The organism is Pseudoflavonifractor sp. MSJ-30 (genome assembly GCF_018918045.1).
GTDB lineage: Bacteria > Bacillota > Clostridia > Oscillospirales > Oscillospiraceae > Faecousia.
Window position 1 is genome coordinate 58268 of the sequence record NZ_JAHLPU010000051.1, and the last position, 15528, is coordinate 73795.

General features: G+C 53.8%; 22 protein-coding genes and 1 pseudogene. 8 read left to right on the forward strand and 15 right to left on the reverse strand.

What is annotated here, in order from left to right; translation table 11 throughout:
• Window positions 1-29 precede the first annotated feature (29 nt).
• Complete coding sequence (gene mnmA, locus KQI10_RS07795; protein ID WP_216566844.1) at window positions 30-1112, forward strand: tRNA 2-thiouridine(34) synthase MnmA; 1083 nt, start codon at window positions 30-32, stop codon at window positions 1110-1112.
• 188 nt (window positions 1113-1300) lie between these two features.
• Window positions 1301-1396: a putative holin-like toxin gene (locus tag KQI10_RS11960; protein WP_371818387.1), complete on the forward strand. Its 96-nt coding sequence runs from the start codon at window positions 1301-1303 to the stop codon at window positions 1394-1396.
• A 207-nt stretch (window positions 1397-1603) separates the two neighbouring features.
• Here KQI10_RS11960 and KQI10_RS07800 read toward each other — a convergent pair whose 3' ends face one another.
• The 15 genes and pseudogenes from KQI10_RS07800 to KQI10_RS07865 form a co-directional block, all read right to left on the reverse strand.
• The gene (locus KQI10_RS07800) at window positions 1604-2155 is read right to left on the reverse strand and encodes a DUF4368 domain-containing protein (RefSeq protein ID WP_253285208.1); all 552 of its coding nucleotides are present in this window, start codon (window positions 2153-2155) and stop codon (window positions 1604-1606) included.
• 9 nt (window positions 2156-2164) lie between these two features.
• A pseudogene (locus KQI10_RS11825) lies at window positions 2165-2239 on the reverse strand (hypothetical protein); the annotation flags it as partial.
• Between the two features lie 41 nt (window positions 2240-2280).
• The gene (locus KQI10_RS07805) at window positions 2281-2592 is read right to left on the reverse strand and encodes a hypothetical protein (RefSeq protein WP_216566845.1); all 312 of its coding nucleotides are present in this window, start codon (window positions 2590-2592) and stop codon (window positions 2281-2283) included.
• A 772-nt stretch (window positions 2593-3364) separates the two neighbouring features.
• Window positions 3365-3562 carry a hypothetical protein gene (locus tag KQI10_RS07810; RefSeq protein WP_216566846.1) on the reverse strand — a complete coding sequence of 66 codons (198 nt, stop codon included), beginning with the start codon at window positions 3560-3562 and terminating at the stop codon, window positions 3365-3367.
• Window positions 3563-3605: 43 nt separating this feature from the next.
• The gene (locus KQI10_RS07815) at window positions 3606-3809 is read right to left on the reverse strand and encodes a DUF4177 domain-containing protein (protein ID WP_216566847.1); all 204 of its coding nucleotides are present in this window, start codon (window positions 3807-3809) and stop codon (window positions 3606-3608) included.
• A gap of 32 nt (window positions 3810-3841) precedes the next feature.
• Window positions 3842-4387: a helix-turn-helix domain-containing protein gene (locus tag KQI10_RS07820; RefSeq protein WP_216566848.1), complete on the reverse strand. Its 546-nt coding sequence runs from the start codon at window positions 4385-4387 to the stop codon at window positions 3842-3844.
• 320 nt (window positions 4388-4707) lie between these two features.
• Window positions 4708-5064: a hypothetical protein gene (locus tag KQI10_RS07825; RefSeq protein WP_216566849.1), complete on the reverse strand. Its 357-nt coding sequence runs from the start codon at window positions 5062-5064 to the stop codon at window positions 4708-4710.
• Window positions 5065-5087: 23 nt separating this feature from the next.
• Entirely contained in the window at window positions 5088-5891 is an 804-nt protein-coding gene (locus KQI10_RS07830) for a DUF3169 family protein (RefSeq protein ID WP_216566850.1), read from the reverse strand.
• Window positions 5881-6099, reverse strand: a complete 219-nt coding sequence (locus KQI10_RS07835; protein ID WP_046433092.1) for a helix-turn-helix transcriptional regulator — start codon at window positions 6097-6099, stop codon at window positions 5881-5883. Before KQI10_RS07835 ends, KQI10_RS07830 begins: the two co-directional genes overlap by 11 nt.
• A gap of 144 nt (window positions 6100-6243) precedes the next feature.
• Window positions 6244-6621, reverse strand: coding sequence for a TnpV protein (locus KQI10_RS07840; protein WP_216566851.1), 378 nt, complete (start codon window positions 6619-6621; stop codon window positions 6244-6246).
• Window positions 6622-6732: 111 nt separating this feature from the next.
• A complete protein-coding gene (locus KQI10_RS07845; RefSeq protein WP_216566852.1) occupies window positions 6733-6984 on the reverse strand; it encodes a kinase to dihydroxyacetone kinase in 252 nt (83 codons plus the stop codon).
• Complete coding sequence (larC, locus tag KQI10_RS07850; protein WP_216566853.1) at window positions 6981-7418, reverse strand: nickel insertion protein; 438 nt, start codon at window positions 7416-7418, stop codon at window positions 6981-6983. The genes KQI10_RS07845 and larC overlap by 4 nt, the downstream gene beginning before the upstream one ends.
• Complete coding sequence (larB, locus tag KQI10_RS07855; protein WP_216566854.1) at window positions 7415-8170, reverse strand: nickel pincer cofactor biosynthesis protein LarB; 756 nt, start codon at window positions 8168-8170, stop codon at window positions 7415-7417. The genes larC and larB overlap by 4 nt, the downstream gene beginning before the upstream one ends.
• Window positions 8160-8912 (reverse strand): ATP-dependent sacrificial sulfur transferase LarE, encoded by a 753-nt coding sequence (larE, locus tag KQI10_RS07860; RefSeq protein WP_216566855.1) that lies wholly within the window; start codon window positions 8910-8912, stop codon window positions 8160-8162. The genes larB and larE overlap by 11 nt, the downstream gene beginning before the upstream one ends.
• A gap of 27 nt (window positions 8913-8939) precedes the next feature.
• Entirely contained in the window at window positions 8940-9278 is a 339-nt protein-coding gene (locus KQI10_RS07865) for a metal-sensing transcriptional repressor (protein WP_216566979.1), read from the reverse strand.
• A gap of 404 nt (window positions 9279-9682) precedes the next feature.
• Here KQI10_RS07865 and KQI10_RS07870 point away from each other — a divergent pair, with 404 nt between their 5' ends.
• From KQI10_RS07870 to KQI10_RS07895, 6 genes are all read left to right on the forward strand, one after another.
• Window positions 9683-10786, forward strand: coding sequence for an ABC transporter ATP-binding protein (locus KQI10_RS07870; protein WP_216566856.1), 1104 nt, complete (start codon window positions 9683-9685; stop codon window positions 10784-10786).
• A 1-nt stretch (window position 10787) separates the two neighbouring features.
• A complete protein-coding gene (locus KQI10_RS07875) occupies window positions 10788-11681 on the forward strand; it encodes a carbohydrate ABC transporter permease (RefSeq protein ID WP_216566857.1) in 894 nt (297 codons plus the stop codon).
• 9 nt (window positions 11682-11690) lie between these two features.
• A complete protein-coding gene (locus KQI10_RS07880; protein WP_216566858.1) occupies window positions 11691-12554 on the forward strand; it encodes a carbohydrate ABC transporter permease in 864 nt (287 codons plus the stop codon).
• Complete coding sequence (locus tag KQI10_RS07885) at window positions 12551-14149, forward strand: ABC transporter substrate-binding protein (protein ID WP_216566859.1); 1599 nt, start codon at window positions 12551-12553, stop codon at window positions 14147-14149. Before KQI10_RS07880 ends, KQI10_RS07885 begins: the two co-directional genes overlap by 4 nt.
• A gap of 85 nt (window positions 14150-14234) precedes the next feature.
• Window positions 14235-15029: a hypothetical protein gene (locus tag KQI10_RS07890; protein WP_253285210.1), complete on the forward strand. Its 795-nt coding sequence runs from the start codon at window positions 14235-14237 to the stop codon at window positions 15027-15029.
• A gap of 60 nt (window positions 15030-15089) precedes the next feature.
• Complete coding sequence (locus tag KQI10_RS07895) at window positions 15090-15491, forward strand: GtrA family protein (protein ID WP_216566860.1); 402 nt, start codon at window positions 15090-15092, stop codon at window positions 15489-15491.
• Window positions 15492-15528 lie beyond the last annotated feature (37 nt).

The following is a 15528-nucleotide window of genomic DNA, read 5'->3' on the forward strand; positions in this document are numbered from 1 at the left end:
TATGTACAGCACCGGGAGATCTTTATATTATGGAGAAAGCACTGATTGGCATGAGCGGCGGCGTAGACAGCTCCGTGGCCGCATTTCTGACCCAGCAGGCGGGCTACGACTGCGTTGGAGCCACCATGCGGCTGTTCAGCAATGATGTTCTGGGGGAGGATCAGCAGAGCACCTGCTGTTCCCTGGACGATGTGGAAGACGCGAAAAGCGTGGCCCGCCGGATGGGGATGCCCCACTATACCTTTAATTTTCAGGATACCTTCCGGGAGACGGTCATGGATAAATTCGTCCGCTGCTATGAGCGGGGCGACACCCCCAGTCCCTGCATTGACTGCAACCGCTATCTGAAATTCGGCGCTCTGCTGCGCCGTGCCCGGGAACTGGGCTGCCAGTACGTGGTCACCGGCCACTACGCCCAGATCCATCAGGACCCGGAGAGCGGCCGGTATCTATTGTATAAGGCCGCGGACAGAACCAAAGATCAGACCTACTTTCTCTACTGTCTGACCCAGGATATGCTTGCCCATACCCTGTTTCCTCTGGGCAGTCTGACCAAGCCGGAGGTCCGGGCCATTGCTGCGGAGCATGGCTTCGTCACAGCCCGGAAGCATGACAGTCAGGATATCTGTTTCGTACCGGGCGGAGACTACATCGCCTTTCTGGAGCGCTACACCTGCAAGCACTATGCTCCCGGCGATTTTCTGGACGAAGCCGGCCATGTTGTGGGGCAACACCGGGGGGCTGTCCGCTATACCATTGGGCAGCGCAAGGGCTTAGGGCTTGCCATGGGGGAACCGGTCTATGTGTGCCGGAAAGATATGCAGGCCAATACCGTTACGGTAGGCCCCAACAGCGCCCTGTTTTCCCGGGGGCTCCGGGCAAATGACTGGAACTGGTTCCCCTTCCCGGAACTGACCGCCCCTGCGGACGTTACCGTCAAAATCCGCCACAGTCAGTTTGAGCAGCCCGCCCGGGTCATTCCGGAAGCGGACGGCTTTGCCCGGGTGGAGTTCACCGAACCCATGCGGGCCGTGACCCCCGGTCAGGCGGTGGTCCTCTACCAGGGCGACATGGTTCTGGGCGGCGGCACCATTACGGAGGCCATTCGATAAAATGAAAAACCGGGACACGACCGCCTTTGCAGCACGCCGTGCCCCGGTTTGTGTTTATTTCCCCTTGCAATCTGTCAAATCCTGTGTTACTCTGTCTGTGGTGCTGTCAGTACCCCGATAGGCGGTTCCCCCATTCGGGGGTAATCCACTTCTTTTGCCCCCTTGAAATAGGAAGGGGGTGCGCACACATGGTTTCATGGCCGAGTCTCATTGAGTTCTGTACATTCCTTGTGGCTTTGATCTCCCTGATAATTGGGATTATTGATCATAATGACAAGAAGTAACCGCCCTCTCCAAAGCAACGGTTACTTCTTAGCCTGAATCTTTGGGGAGCCGTCTACTGGCAGCACCCTTTGTGCCTATACTATACCCCACATCCGTGGTTTTGTCAACATCCCCGCCCATCGGGGCACCCTCCGTAAGGAAGGTGCCCCAAGGTGGCTCTTGTATCTCAGTTTAATAAGTTTTCGGAAACGGTGTAACCCTTGCGGCTATGCCGTTTTCTCTTTGTTGCGCTGGGTGAGGTGCTGCTGGAAGGCTTCTTCCATTTCCTCTGGGGTTAGCTCGTGGAGGATACCCACGCCGCCGTAATAGATGTCCAAAAGCTGCACCCGCTTGCTGTCAAGGTATCTGGGCGCATACACCACGATTTTGTCCACGAACTCGTGGATCAGCTCCGGGGTCAGGGTCTTCAGCTCTGTGACCTGTTTGACTTTCTGGATGAACCGCTGCAAGCTCTCGGTCTTATCCGTTTCGATTTCCAGATACGCCTGCATCTCCGGGACGGCAGCCTTCAGCGTTTTCTGCTCCTCCTCATAGGACAGGGACAGAGTGGCGTAGCGCTCGTCAGATAGCTTTCCGCTGGCGTTGTCCTCGTAGATTTTCTGGATCAGGGCATCAATCTCCGCAATGCACTTCTTCGCCTTGATCAGTTCCCGGCGCTTGGCGGCAAGCAGCTTCTTCTTGTCCTCCGTGTAGCAGTCCATCTGCTTGCGGGCGAACTCCTTCTCAAAGGCCTGCACATTCAAGAGAATACGCTGCATACTCTCCAGAACGATCTGCTCCACGACTTTTTCACGGATATAGTGGGCGGTGCAGACCTCGGAGTTCTTGCGGTAGGAGGAGCAGAAGAAATATGCTTGTTATTCCTGTGGACAGCACCTCTCGGTCATAGCGACTTCTTGAAATTGTCATTTTGTCTCCGCTGATTAACGGCGGTCATCGTCTCCTTGGCTTCGCTGCGCCTGTCCTCGGAATAGGGAGCGGTCAGCCGGACGGAGAATCGTCGGCGGTCTATCTCGAAGGTCAGGCAGCCGCACTCGTCATCGTCCGTCAGGCGACAGTGGGAGGGATATTTTGCCGCATACGCCGCCAATCGATTTTTCAGGTCGGTGTTGTAAGTACGGATGGTGACAGCGCTGCCGGTTTCGTCAAACCATATCTCGGTCAGCTTGTTTTTCTTCTTGATTCCTGTAATCATTTTGAATTTCACCTCATTTCGGATCGCATTTGTAGAAGGCCCGTTTTTACCGGAAAAAGGCCCGTTCAAGACCGGCAGAATTTAAGGATTTTCTAATGGAAACGCCGTAGACGATGCCGGGGCCGTCCAGCGTTTCTGCAAAAGGAACTCTGCGAAAATCTGCGGTCTTGACCGTAAAACAGCTTTCCCCATAAATAGGAGAAATCACGGGTGTAAAACGGAACTGTTTCTTGAAAAATTTGCAGATTGTTTGCCGTTTTCTCCGAATGTCGTTTTTCTATTCCTGCCCCGGAATCTCACCGCAGCGTTGCCTCGCTCACTCCCTGCCGGAGAGGTCATCGCAAGGTCATATCCCATTCGGACGGTCATTCAGTTTTCAATTTGCCCCTCAATAGGTAGGCAGCAAGAAGGCTCATTTATTAACCCCCTCAATAATAATCAACTGGGAACTTTTTTGCCGTTTGCACGAAAAAATTTTGTAAACTTTTTGTGAACGGCGGCTATAACGACAAAAAGAGCCGGTACACAGCACATCAAATCAGCGGGAGATGATCTCTCGCCATATCTTTGATGAAACTATGTACCGGCTCTGTTATTCAGAAACCTTCATTGTCTGCTTTTTCCGCCCCGCTGGCAGACTCAGCAACAGGAGCGGCGCAGCCGCAATCTCTTTTACGGCGGCTGCCTTGTGTTTCATTTCAGATATTCAGTTGTGGACTCTGCTATGAGAGCAGAATATAGTATAGCATATAGAACGCTTGTTCGTCAATGGCTATTTCAAGATTGCTGTTTTTTCTGCACGGATATTTTCAATGCTCCCGCACTCAACACAGGTATCGCAAAGCACTTTTAAGTGCCTGCGTTTTAATTTCTTTTCGTCGCACAGCGGAGTAAATTCGGCAAGCCAAGTTCCTGCCATCAAGTAACCTGTCACCATTTTTCCGCCGCATTTGCTGCAACAGTTATCCATTTTCTCGCCTCCATAGATTTTCTCTCGTCATATAACTTAACAGTTATGCCTTTTCTTTTCTGAAAGTAATGACAAACGCACCTTTTATCCGTGTGGATGTTGCCATATAATCGTATGTTACAAGCTCCCAGCCGTCAGAAGCTCTCTCGTTTATCATCTTATCCAGCATCAAAATGTCCTCTGCATTCGCTTTGTCCGAAAACCATTTTGTGCTGACCGTTAAAATCTCTGTTTTGTAAGTATACATAATTATCTTCTCCTTTTGAAACTGTTGTGATGTTAGGTATTTTTCGTTTCGTTTTCCTTGTCCGGCGTTGCCCGATATGCGTGATCCTCCACATATATCATCATGCGGTTGCGCAGTACCACATAGAAAAGTATGGCAAGCATACTGCCGATTGCACCTAGAAGCTGATATGCATCGCTTCCTCGCAATTTTTGCACTGTCCATACGATAATGCCAATCCACGCCACAACGCGCAGTGCAATCGTTGCAATATGTTCTTTCAGCCATTTTTTCTTGAAAAACGCTATCTTTTCTTTCAGCGTAAATGTACTGTTATCCAGTGCAGTCACAAGATTACTGTCGGCAGCTTTCTTGAAGTCCTCTGTGGCAAGCCGTTCTCCGCTTACAAGTTCGTTGATGCTGACACCGAATTCTTTTGACAGCAGCGACAGCATTTCCACATTGGGCATATAGTTACCGTTCTCCCAACGGGAAATGGTTTTGTTGGTCACGCCAAGATTTTCTCCGAGCTGCTCCTGCGTCAAGCATTTCTCTTTCCGCAGAGCAGCTATAAATTTTCCTATCTTAATTTGATCCATTTTTATGTACCTCCGAAGAAAAGTATAGCGCATTTTCCGTAAGAATTCTTCCCCACAAACAGCGAATGTGTTGCCCACAAGTAGTGCGGGGTAAGAAATGCAACTATTTTTTCCTCCCGACACAAACAAAAGTCACGGCAAAGCATATTCCTATGCTCAAACCGAACAGAAGCCCCACAACTATGTTGTGCATAGCCACGCCAAAGCAAGCGCCTACACCAATCCCTACGCATAAGCCGCTTATGATTTTCAAAATCTTATCTTTCGTCATTTTTTCGCCTTTTCTAAAGCTCATCACTATTGCAACGATGGCAAGCTGCTCAGTCCAATACGATGCCCTTTTTCTTTCCGTTCTTCTTTCTCGGATACTGCCGAATACGGGTGACGAAATCCAGATTGATAATCTCCAGTTCGCCTGTTTTCTTCTCTATGACCATACCGCCGTCATCAATTTCTTTTATCAATCCTTGTACGCTACCGTCATTTGAAGTAATCGTATAAATAATGCATTCTTCTCCGATAAACCGTTTTGCCAATTCTTTCATTTCAATGTTCTCCTTGTTCTGCAATTTTTGGTTCAAAATATGTCTGATTGCTGCCAATCTCCTTCGCTGCATTATCCGTGGGATAATCACAAGAAGGAACAGGGCAAGCAAAATGAGGTAAAGACTGTTCATTTGCGTATTCCTCCCAATTATATTTAGGAGATTTTATTCCCAGCTTTGGAGTAGCGCATTGCCTCCTTGCAGTACACTGATATATTAACGACCCAGACAAGGCATACCATAAGCGAAGGCAAAAATCCTATATCGAACAAGAGCGCACAGACCGCAAGCACAATCGCCAAAACCGTGCAGACCACATTTGTTGCGGAGTATGCTTTGAACGCACATTTGCCAATCATAATTTTCTCGGCTTCATCGCAGTCGTCAATCCACTTTTTTTGAAACCGCATATCATAGACGGATGCTTTCTTTTCGGGATTTGTCTGCTTTGCGGTGTCCACACACTTTTGCTGAATAATAATCGCTTCAGCCATAATTCCGAAAAAAGCTGCAATGCCAATAAAAAATATAATGGTTCTTTTTTTGTCGTCGAATATTGCAAAACCTCCCGAATAGGACGCCGCAATCAGAAAATAGGAGACAATAAGGGCTGCGCTTGTAATCCAAATCACTAAAGACAGTTTTCTGTCAACCGTGTCCGAGATGTCCTCATCCTCACCATCCCACGCAGCAACCAGTTTCTTTGCGCTTCGATAAATAGGGATGCAGACCACAGGCACGATAAGCGCCAGCACCAGCATTAGCCACGGGGCGAGGTATGTTCCGAAAAACGCTCCCGTTTCATTTATAATGCCGACCAATTTATCTATCCCGCCTTTTGCTGCACCATAACCAGAGTAATAGCCGATTACGCCGCCGATAACCGTACATACGACCGCAAAGAGTAAAAATTTAGGCAGAGCTTTTCGATTTGCTTGCCTGATTTCGTCATTTTTCATTTTCAGTTTCCTCCTGTAAATAGAAGACTTCTTCTACCGTAACGCCGCAGACCTTTGCAATCGTCAGAGCAAGGGTGACCGACGGCGAATAATCGCCCCGTTCAATCAGGCTGATCGTTTGCCGTGATACGCCGCATAAGCGTCCCATTTCCTGCTGATTGACATTCAGTGCAGCTCTGCGTTCCTTCAAACGATTTCGCAGTATCATACAGTACCTCCGTCCGACAATTTTCTTTGTCTTTTTGACAAACATCATTGTCAAAATGCATTATACTATTGTCATTTGGATTTGTCAAGCGGCTTTGAAAAATCGGAGGATAAAGCTCGTTGCCTTACCCTCCGATTACAGTTTTTACTTATAGATAATCTCTTCGCTTACGACTTCCGCTGCCCGGTTTCTGACATTGTTCATCTTGCCTATCCACGCCGTTGTATCAGTAGCCTTTAGCTCCTCGTTAATATTCTCGGATTCTGCTATCTGCTTTACCAGCCGAGAGAATAGTTCCTCCGCCTGCCGGTTAATGTCAGCAAGATAGCTGTTCAACTTACCGCTGGTGAGCAGGGAGGTATATAGTGCCCTGCGGTGGCTTTTGAGATAACGCCGGTGCCGCTGCCCCCAGATACCGATGTGTACCTCCGGTTCCTCCGGCAGTTTCAGACAGGGCAGATAGTAGTCCCCTTGCAGTTCAAACCAAAGCCCATTCTGTTCGTTATAAATATACTTCTCCATTTTGTAATCCTCCAATATGATTGATTTACCTACAATTCAATCATTCCGGCTGATTACAAAAGCCAAAGGAGGCACTTCCTTACGAAGTGCCTCCTTCGGCGGGGGTGTTTTTTACCCATGCAGGTTCCGTGCCTGGCGGTCCATATCCTCTACAACGATGTCGTAAATCTCCCCCAGAGAGGCGCAGTATTCCAGCACCTTCCAGGGCTCATTGGTGTGGTAGTGGATCTTGATGGTGTCCTCGTCTCCTACAGCCAGCAGGCAGTCGCCCTTGAAGTTCTCCACAAAGTAGTCGTTGATGGCGTCCTCGTCCAGGTCCTCACCATCGATGAGCAGTTGGGTGTCATAGCGGTATTCAATCATTTTTGTTCATCCTTTCCTGATAGCATTTCCCGGGCCTGGCGCAGGGATATCCCCTGTTCCAGAGCGATCCGGCGAAGGTCTTCGTATTCCGGCTTTTCCCGCCGGACGCCGTACCCCTCCACGGCCTTGCCCCGAACGGGGCCATAGGGGGTCTGTCTGGTCTCCTCCTCCCGGCGGAGGATGTAGCGGTCGTGCCGGGTCTCCCGGACGCCGATGGTCGTGGTGTGCAGAAACAGCAGCTTCACCATTTTCTCCCGGCTCTCCGGGCGGCACAGCACATTCAGCATGACCCCGGGGCGGTTTTTCTTCATGCCGATGGGAATGGTATACACATCCAGGGCACCGGCATTCAGAAGCACCTCACTGGCAAAGCCCAGCTCCTCCCCGGTCATATCGTCCAGGTTGCAGCTCAGTTCAAAAATCTCGTCCGTCATTGGCGCTTCTCCATATGGTTCATCATGGAGGCCAGATATCCGGCCCCAAAGCCGTTATCGATGTTCACAACGGACACGCCGCTGGCACAGGAATTGAGCATGCTCAGCAGCGCAGCCACGCCGCCGAAAGCCGCGCCATAGCCCACGCTGGTGGGCACGGCGATCACCGGGCAGTCGCACAGCCCGCCGACTACGCTGGCCAGGGCGCCCTCCATACCCGCAATGGCAATGACCACGGCGGCATCCATCAGCACCTCACTGTTGCTGAGCAGACGGTGGATGCCGGAAACGCCCACATCATAGAGCCGGACCACCTCATTGCCCAGAAATTCCGCCGTCCGGGCCGCCTCCTCAGCCACCCGCTGGTCGCTGGTGCCGCCGGTGGCGATGACAATCTTTCCCATGCCCCAGGGTCTGGCGTTTTCGCCCAGAATGCCGATGCCGCAGTCTTCATAATAGGTAATGGGCAGCTTTTCTTTCACAAAGGCCGCCTTTTCGGCGTCCATCCGGGTAATCAGCATATTTTTCTGTCCATTCTCCCGGAAGCCGGCCAGAATGCCCGCAATCTGCTGAGCCGTCTTTCCCGCGCCGTAAATCACCTCTCCGGCCCCCTGGCGCAGCTTGCGGTGCAGATCCACCTTAGCGTAGCCCAGATCCTCAAACGGCTTTTGCTTCAGGTGCAGCAGCGCCTGGTCTACCGATACCGTTCCCTGCTGAACGCCCAGCAGAATATCCCGAATCTCACCGTCCATCGCGCGCCTCCATATCCAGAAGCACGCCGCTGTAGCGGGTCTTCAGCACAGCAAGGATCTCCTCCCGCCGGTCCAGAAACGCCTCCTGCTGTTCCTTCGGCAGCTGAACCCGGGCGCAGGAGCCCAGCAGCCGCACCCGCAGGTCCGAAAAGCCCAGACCCATCAGATAGCTTTCGGCCCACTCGGTCCGCGTCAGCTTCTCCTCCGTAATGGTCTCGCCGGTGGGAATTCGGGTGGCCAGGCAGGCATAGGCAGGCTTGTCCCAGGTAAAGAGTCCGGCCAGCCGGGATTTCTCCCGGATCATTGCCTTGGTCAGCCCCGCCTCCCGCAGGGGAGAACGGACCTTCAGCTCCCGCAGGGCCTTCATGCCCGGCCGGTCATCCGCCTGGTCGGACGCGTTGGTACCGTCCAGCAACACGGAGAAGCCGTCTGCCCGGGCGGCGCGCCAGATGCTGCCAAAAATGTTCTGCTTGCAGTAATAGCAGCGGTTGGCGGGGTTGACCGCCACCTGAGGGTCGCAAAGGGCATCCAGCCGCAGCACCGTAACCTCGACCCCCAGCTGCTTTGCCAGGCGCATGGCATCCTCGTATTCGAATTCCGGCTGAAAGGCCGTCTTGACATAATATGCCCGCACCTCTGCCCCGGCCTGCATGGCCGCGCAGAGCAGATAGGAAGAATCCACCCCGCCGGAAAAGGCCAGGGCGGTTTTGGGGTTCTCTTTGAAAAATGCTTCCAGTGTCATTGCCTTGTCCTCGCTTGGAGCGTTTGTTTATTTCATGAATTTATCAATGGCCACGCACAGGTCGTCAATGGCCTCTTGGTCTCCGGCGGCTACGGCGTCTACCATGCAGTGGCGCATATGGTCCTTCAGAATGACCTTGCCTGTGTTGTCCAGAGCCGAACGGACCGCCGCCAGCTGCACCAGCACCTCGGAACAGTCGTAGCCCTCCTCCACCATGCGCTTCACCTTTTCCAGATGGCCGATGGCTCTGGAAAGCCGGTTGATAACGGCCTTCTGGTTCTCATGGACGTGGCTGTGGCTGTGGGGAATGCCGTGGGCATGGAGATATTCATGGTCGTGCTCGTGATCGTGGTCATGATCGTGCATATGCTCATGGTCATGGGAATGCAGCTCAGACATAGACGGTTCCTCTTTCCTCATGTTTCGAACATTATACCCCCTTTTGTTCAATTGCGCAAGGGGAAGAATTTTAGGGCGGTGCGGTTCGGCACCGTCCCAAGGGACGTTGGCAGTTCAGCCGCACAATATTGGCGCGCAGGCGCTTTGTCTGTGCAATTGTGGCGGCTTTTGCTTTTTTTCCTTGCAATAGGACAGGGTGAGGGGTATAATGGGAGCATCGTTGAATTGACAATGGACAATTGACAGTTGAGAAGGTTTCGTGTGGGAACCGCGCAAAACCTGTTTGAATCCGTTCCGCTTATGACACCATCGTTGTCAATTTGTATTCCGGCCAAACCCGAATGAATCTGTACCGATAAGGATGGACTGCTATGAACGTTACGTTACAGCACCTGACCAAGCGATTCCCCAACCGAAACAAAAAACAGGGCGGCGAGGTGGTCGCCGTGGACGACTTTACTTACGAGATCCCGGATGGGAAGCTGGTGGGACTGCTGGGGCCCTCCGGCTGCGGCAAGAGCACGACCCTTTACATGATCTGCGGACTGCAGGCCCCCACCGCCGGAAAAATCTTCTTCGGAGACAAGGACGTGACGGATCTGCCCACAGAGAACCGGGGGGTCGGCCTGGTGTTCCAGAACTACGCCCTGTACCCCCATATGACGGTTTTGCAGAACATTCTCTTTCCTCTTGAAAACCTGAAGGGCAAGGACCGGCCCGGCAAAGCGGAGATGGTCCGCCGGGCCACGGAGGCCGCCAGGCTGGTGCAGATTGAGGGCCTTCTGGACCGGAAGCCCAGTGAGATGTCCGGCGGCCAGCAGCAGCGGGTGGCCATTGCCCGCGCGCTGGTAAAGATGCCCTCCGTACTGCTGCTGGACGAACCCCTTTCCAATCTGGACGCCCGTCTGCGTTTGCAGACCCGGGAGGAGATCCGCAGAATCCAGCGGGAGACCGGCATCACCACCGTCTTCGTCACCCACGACCAGGAGGAGGCCATGAGCATCTCCGATGAGATCGTGGTCATGAAGGAGGGCGTGGTCCAGCAGACCGGCAAGCCCCAGGCGGTCTATGACGATCCCGCCAACCTGTTCGTGGCGAAATTTCTGGGAACGCCCCCCATCAACCTGTTTGACGGACGGGTCGAGGGCGAATGGCTGTATCTGGGTACGGACAAGGTTCTGCCCGTGCCGGGCCTTTCTGACGGTTCCGTCACCGTTGGCATCCGTCCCGAGGGCTTTGTGCCGGAGGAAAACGGCCCCCTCTGCTGCGGCCTGAACCGGCTGGAGGTCATGGGCCGGGACGTGAGCTTCCTGTGTACCCACGCGGGCTGCCAGACGGATACTTTCCGGGCCATCCGTCAGTCCGACGGCACCGAGGGTACCCACGGGAATGCCGTCCGCTTCCGTCTGAAGAGTGCCAAGGTGCTGCTTTTCGACCCGGAAACCGGCGCGCGGCTGCGGCCCCGGGAGGCATAACATGGAGAAGAACAACCCAAAGGGCTTTTTGTATCTGCTGCCCGCCTTTCTGTTTCTGGGCTTCTTTCTGGTATACCCCCTTATTGACGTGTTCGTCTATTCCTTTCAGGAAAACTACAACTTTGCCTCCCAGACCTATACGGGAGTGGGGCTTTACAACTACGCCTATGTGCTCCACGACCCCTACTTTCTGCAGGCGCTGAAAAACACCTTCCTGCTGGTGCTGATTACCGTACCGCTGTCCACCGGGCTGGCTCTGCTGATCTCCCTGTGCCTGAGTTCCATTCAGAAGCTGCGGGAGCTGTTTCAGACCATTTTCTTTCTGCCCTACGTCACCAACACCCTGGCGGTGGGCCTGGTGTTCATGATTCTCTTCCGGAAGACTGCCTACTCCGACGGCTTTGTAAACCTGATTCTGAACGCTCTGGGCTTTGCCAGCGTGGATTTTCTCTCCGGCCCCTACTGGGCGAAGATGCTGGTGCTGTGCCTGTACACCGTCTGGATCGTCATGCCCTTCAAAATTCTGATTCTGACCTCGGCTCTGGCCTCCGTGGACCAGACCTACCGCAACGCCGCCCGGGTGGACGGGGCCTCCAAGGGCCGCATCTTCTGGCGCATCACCCTGCCCATGATCTCCCCCAGCCTGTTCTATCTGGTAATCACGGGCTTTATCGGAGCATTCAAGGCCTATTCCGACGCCGTAGCCCTCTTCGGTACGGATCTGAATGCCGCGGGTATGAACACCATCGTGGGCTACGTCTATGATATGCTCTATGGCAATGCCGGCGGCTACCCCTCCTACGCCTCCGCCGCGGCCATTTTGCTGTTTGCCATTGTGCTGACCATTACCTGCATCAACCTGCTGGTAAGCAAAAAGCACGTCCACTATGTCTGAGGTGCCGCCATGGATTACGCTTTGATTGAAAAAAACGCGAAGCGGCGGCAGATTGCCTACCTTGCCGCCATCGGACTGGTGCTGGTGCTGTGGGCGATTCTCGTGCTGTTCCCCTTTTACTGGATGCTGCTGACCTCCGTCAAAAGCTACGGCAGCTACAGCAGCGAGTTTGTGCCCAAGCTCTTCACCCTGCACCCCACTCTTGAAAATTTCGCCAGCGCCTTTTCCCAGGTGCCCCTTTCCGGGTACTTTCTGAATACGGTCATTTTCACGGTGATCACCACGGCGCTGATGCTGTTTGTCACCATTCTGGCCGCCTTTGCCTTTTCCCGGCTGCGGTTCCCCGGACGGGATCTGATTTTCGTGGCCTTTCTGGCGCTGATGATGATTCCCTCGGAGCTGGTAGTCATTACGAACTTTGTGACCATTACCCAGTGGGGCCTGCGGAACACCTTTCTGGGACTGATCCTGCCCTCGGTAACGTCCGTGTTCTATATCTATCTTCTGAAGGAGAACTTCTCCCAGGTGCCGGACGAGCTGTACTACGCCGCCAAGGTGGACGGCACCTCGGACTTCAAGTACCTGTGGAAGGTGCTGCTGCCCATCTGCCAGCCCACCGTGGTCACCATCGCCATTCTGAAGATCATCGAGTGCTGGAACAGCTATGTCTGGCCCCGGCTCATTACGGACAAGCAGGACTATTTTCTGGTGTCCGTGGGTATTCAGGAGATCCGGGAAAACGGCTTTGGCCGGGAGAACATCCCCGCCATGATGGCCGCCGTCACGGTGATTTCCCTGCCGCTGATCGTTCTGTTCCTGATTTTCCGGAAAAAGATCATGGCCGGAGTGGCCAGAGGAGGTACCAAGGGATGAAAAAAACACTTGCCCTGGTGCTGCTTTTTGCCCTTTTGCTCACCGGCTGCCATGGCCATCTGGTTACCGATTCCGGCGAGACTACCCGGCAGTATACTCTGCCGGAGAGCTTTGATACCTCCCGGAATTATGAGCTGGTTTTCTGGTGCAAAAGTGATACCAATAAGTACCAGACGGCCACCTATCAGCAGGCTATCGAGGATTTTCAGGCCCTTTACCCCAATATCCACATCACGCTGCGGATTTATACAGACTATGCCAGAATCTATACCGATGTGATTACCAATATTGCCACGGAGACGACCCCCAACATCTGCATTACCTATCCGGACCACATTGCGACCTATCTGACAGGCGAGGATACTGTGGTTCCTCTAGATGCGCTGATAGAGGACCCTCGCTATGGTCTGGGGGAAAGTGAGCTGCGCTTTGACGGCCCTACGAAGGAAGAGCTGGTGCCTCAATTTCTTTCTGAGTGCGCCATCTCCGGCACTACCTACGCACTGCCCTTCATGCGCTCTACAGAGGCGTGTTACGTAAACAAGGACTATGTAGAAAAGCTGGGCTTTACGCTGCCGGAGGTGCTGACCTGGGACTTTGTCTGGCAGGTCAGCGAGGCAGCTATGGCGAAAAATGCCGATGGGACCTTCAAGCTCAACGGCCAGAAGGTTCTGATCCCCTTTATCTATAAGTCTTCGGACAATATGATGATTCAGATGCTCCATCAGTTGTCCGCACCCTATGCCCGGGCGGACGGTACCGTGGAGCTGTGGAACAGTCAGAGCAAGGGAATCCTGGAGCAGGTCCGGGACCACACCACGACTGGTGCGTTTTCTACCTTCAAGATCAGCTCTTACCCGGCGGACTATCTGAATGCGGGCCAGTGTATTTTCGCGATAGACTCCACGGCCGGCGCAACCTGGATGGGCTGTGACGCCCCCCTGCTGGATATCAGCGAGGAGGCATTGGTGCAGTTTGAGACCGGAGTGTACCCAGTTCCCCAGTACGACACGGAGAATATCAGCATGATTTCCCAAGGGCCTTCTGTCTGCGTGTTTTACAAGGATGACCCGCAGGAGGTGCTGGCCTCCTGGCTGTTTACCCAGTTCCTGCTGACCAACGATGTACAGATTCGCTATGCCCAGACGGAAGGCTATGTGCCCGTTACGGAAAAGGCGCGGCAGGATAGCCTCTATCAGGACTACCTGAATCGGGCGGGCGAGGATACGAACACCCATTACAGTGTCAAGATCAATGCCACGAGGCTGCTGTTGGAAAACAGTGAGAACACCTTTGTGACCCCGGTGTTCAACGGTTCGGCATCTGTACGGCAGGCCTCCGGACAACTCATTGACGAGACGGTCCGGGCGGTGCTGCGCAAGCTTCCTACAGATGACGAGGGGCTGGATGCCATTTATGAACGTGTCGCCTCTCTGAATCATCTGGATCAGATTCAGCGGGTGGAGGGCACGGCGGACCTGGGTCCGCTGCCTGCCCAGGCGCGGCTGCTGCTGATTGGTTTGGGGCTGTGCTGGGTCGGCATTGGGGTGGCTTTTCTGCGGGAAAAGCGGAAAAAGAGCACCTCTAACCATTGATTTTTCCCGGCGTAGCCGTTATAATGGGTGCAGGTCCGGTCGGAAACCGCCGCCGGACACCACATCATCCGATAAGGAGAAATGAATGAAAATGAAAAAGCTCATTGCCCTGCTGCTCGCTGTCAGCATGATCGCTGTGTTTGTCGGCTGCGCCAAAAGCGACGCCCCTGCCGCAACCACCGAGGCGGCTACCACTGCCGAGACCACCGAGGAGGTGACCGCTCCCGCGGAGGCGGAGGCTGACGTTATGACCCATGCTGAATTCCTGGCCGCTCCTGAGGAGTCCCCTGTCTGCTTCGAGACCTATGTGCAGGCCCATCAGTCCTGGTGGGACAATGCCATCACCGTCTATGCCCAGAGCGAGGACGGTGCTTACTTCCTGTACAAGATGGAGTGCTCCGAGGAGGACGCTGCCAAGCTGGTTCCCGGTACCAAGATCCGCGTCAACGGCTATAAGACCAGCTACCACGGGGAGATTGAGGTCGCCGAAGGCGCTACCTTTGAGATCCTAGAGGGCTCCTACATTGCCCCCGCCCACGACATCACCGGCGGTCTGGCTGCTTCCAACCTGATCGACTGGCAAAACGAGAAGATCGCCGTTAACGGTCTGACCGTGGTTGCCGCCAACGACGATGGCGCCGCTTTCCTGTACAACTGGGACGGCTCCGGCGCCGCGGGCAGCAACAGCGACCTGTACTTCAACGTATCCGACGGCACCAACACCTACACCTTCACCGTTGAGAGCTATCTGTGCGGCGAGGGCACCGATGTGTACACTACCGTCACCAACCTGAAGGTGGGCGATGTCATCGATGTAGAGGGCTTCCTGTACTGGTACGATGTCGCACAGCCCCATGTTACCTCCGTCACTGTGAAGTAATTTCCGCAAAAAACTGCCCCGGATTATCCGGGGCAGAAATTTTTCCAGGGAGGAATCTCTATGAAAGAATTCATCCGTGTCCTGAAATTTGCCTTTTTCTCCGTCAGCGCCGGTCTGATCGAAATGGGCACTTTTGCCTTGCTCAACGAATTCACGCACTTTCCCTACTGGCCCTGCTACCTGATCGCGCTGTGTCTGAGTGTGCTGTGGAACTTCACGCTGAATCGGAAGTTCACCTTCCAGTCTGCCGCCAACGTGCCCGTGGCCATGGCAAAGGTGGCCGCCTATTACGCGGTATTCACGCCCCTTTCCACCCTTCTGGGCAGCTGCCTGACGGACGGTCTGGGCTGGAACGAATATCTTGTGACCATTGTCAACATGCTGCTGAATTTCTCCACAGAGTTCCTCTATCAGCGGTTCTTCGTCTTTGGCAAGTCTCTGGACAGTGCGAAGCAGAAGTAACGAGGCTTCCCCTCCGGGGGAGTCTTTTTTACGTTTT

What these genes read in the sequence shown, in the direction of transcription:
- larE (WP_216566855.1), bottom strand. Translation starts at nt 8,912, where the DNA reads ATGACACTGGAAGCATTTTTCAAAGAGAACCCCAAAACCGCCCTGGCC.
- KQI10_RS07825 (WP_216566849.1), bottom strand. Translation starts at nt 5,064, where the DNA reads ATGAACAGTCTTTACCTCATTTTGCTTGCCCTGTTCCTTCTTGTGATT.
- KQI10_RS07830 (WP_216566850.1), bottom strand. Translation starts at nt 5,891, where the DNA reads ATGAAAAATGACGAAATCAGGCAAGCAAATCGAAAAGCTCTGCCTAAA.
- KQI10_RS07835 (WP_046433092.1), bottom strand. Translation starts at nt 6,099, where the DNA reads ATGATACTGCGAAATCGTTTGAAGGAACGCAGAGCTGCACTGAATGTC.
- larB (WP_216566854.1), bottom strand. Translation starts at nt 8,170, where the DNA reads ATGGACGGTGAGATTCGGGATATTCTGCTGGGCGTTCAGCAGGGAACG.
- KQI10_RS07805 (WP_216566845.1), bottom strand. Translation starts at nt 2,592, where the DNA reads ATGATTACAGGAATCAAGAAGAAAAACAAGCTGACCGAGATATGGTTT.
- KQI10_RS07875 (WP_216566857.1), top strand. Translation starts at nt 10,788, where the DNA reads ATGGAGAAGAACAACCCAAAGGGCTTTTTGTATCTGCTGCCCGCCTTT.
- KQI10_RS07885 (WP_216566859.1), top strand. Translation starts at nt 12,551, where the DNA reads ATGAAAAAAACACTTGCCCTGGTGCTGCTTTTTGCCCTTTTGCTCACC.
- KQI10_RS07810 (WP_216566846.1), bottom strand. Translation starts at nt 3,562, where the DNA reads ATGGATAACTGTTGCAGCAAATGCGGCGGAAAAATGGTGACAGGTTAC.
- KQI10_RS11960 (WP_371818387.1), top strand. Translation starts at nt 1,301, where the DNA reads ATGGTTTCATGGCCGAGTCTCATTGAGTTCTGTACATTCCTTGTGGCT.
- KQI10_RS07890 (WP_253285210.1), top strand. Translation starts at nt 14,235, where the DNA reads ATGAAAATGAAAAAGCTCATTGCCCTGCTGCTCGCTGTCAGCATGATC.
- KQI10_RS07800 (WP_253285208.1), bottom strand. Translation starts at nt 2,155, where the DNA reads ATGCAGCGTATTCTCTTGAATGTGCAGGCCTTTGAGAAGGAGTTCGCC.
- KQI10_RS07865 (WP_216566979.1), bottom strand. Translation starts at nt 9,278, where the DNA reads ATGCACGATCATGACCACGATCACGAGCACGACCATGAATATCTCCAT.
- KQI10_RS07870 (WP_216566856.1), top strand. Translation starts at nt 9,683, where the DNA reads ATGAACGTTACGTTACAGCACCTGACCAAGCGATTCCCCAACCGAAAC.
- KQI10_RS07895 (WP_216566860.1), top strand. Translation starts at nt 15,090, where the DNA reads ATGAAAGAATTCATCCGTGTCCTGAAATTTGCCTTTTTCTCCGTCAGC.
- KQI10_RS07840 (WP_216566851.1), bottom strand. Translation starts at nt 6,621, where the DNA reads ATGGAGAAGTATATTTATAACGAACAGAATGGGCTTTGGTTTGAACTG.
- KQI10_RS07845 (WP_216566852.1), bottom strand. Translation starts at nt 6,984, where the DNA reads ATGATTGAATACCGCTATGACACCCAACTGCTCATCGATGGTGAGGAC.
- larC (WP_216566853.1), bottom strand. Translation starts at nt 7,418, where the DNA reads ATGACGGACGAGATTTTTGAACTGAGCTGCAACCTGGACGATATGACC.
- mnmA (WP_216566844.1), top strand. Translation starts at nt 30, where the DNA reads ATGGAGAAAGCACTGATTGGCATGAGCGGCGGCGTAGACAGCTCCGTG.
- KQI10_RS07815 (WP_216566847.1), bottom strand. Translation starts at nt 3,809, where the DNA reads ATGTATACTTACAAAACAGAGATTTTAACGGTCAGCACAAAATGGTTT.
- KQI10_RS07880 (WP_216566858.1), top strand. Translation starts at nt 11,691, where the DNA reads ATGGATTACGCTTTGATTGAAAAAAACGCGAAGCGGCGGCAGATTGCC.
- KQI10_RS07820 (WP_216566848.1), bottom strand. Translation starts at nt 4,387, where the DNA reads ATGGATCAAATTAAGATAGGAAAATTTATAGCTGCTCTGCGGAAAGAG.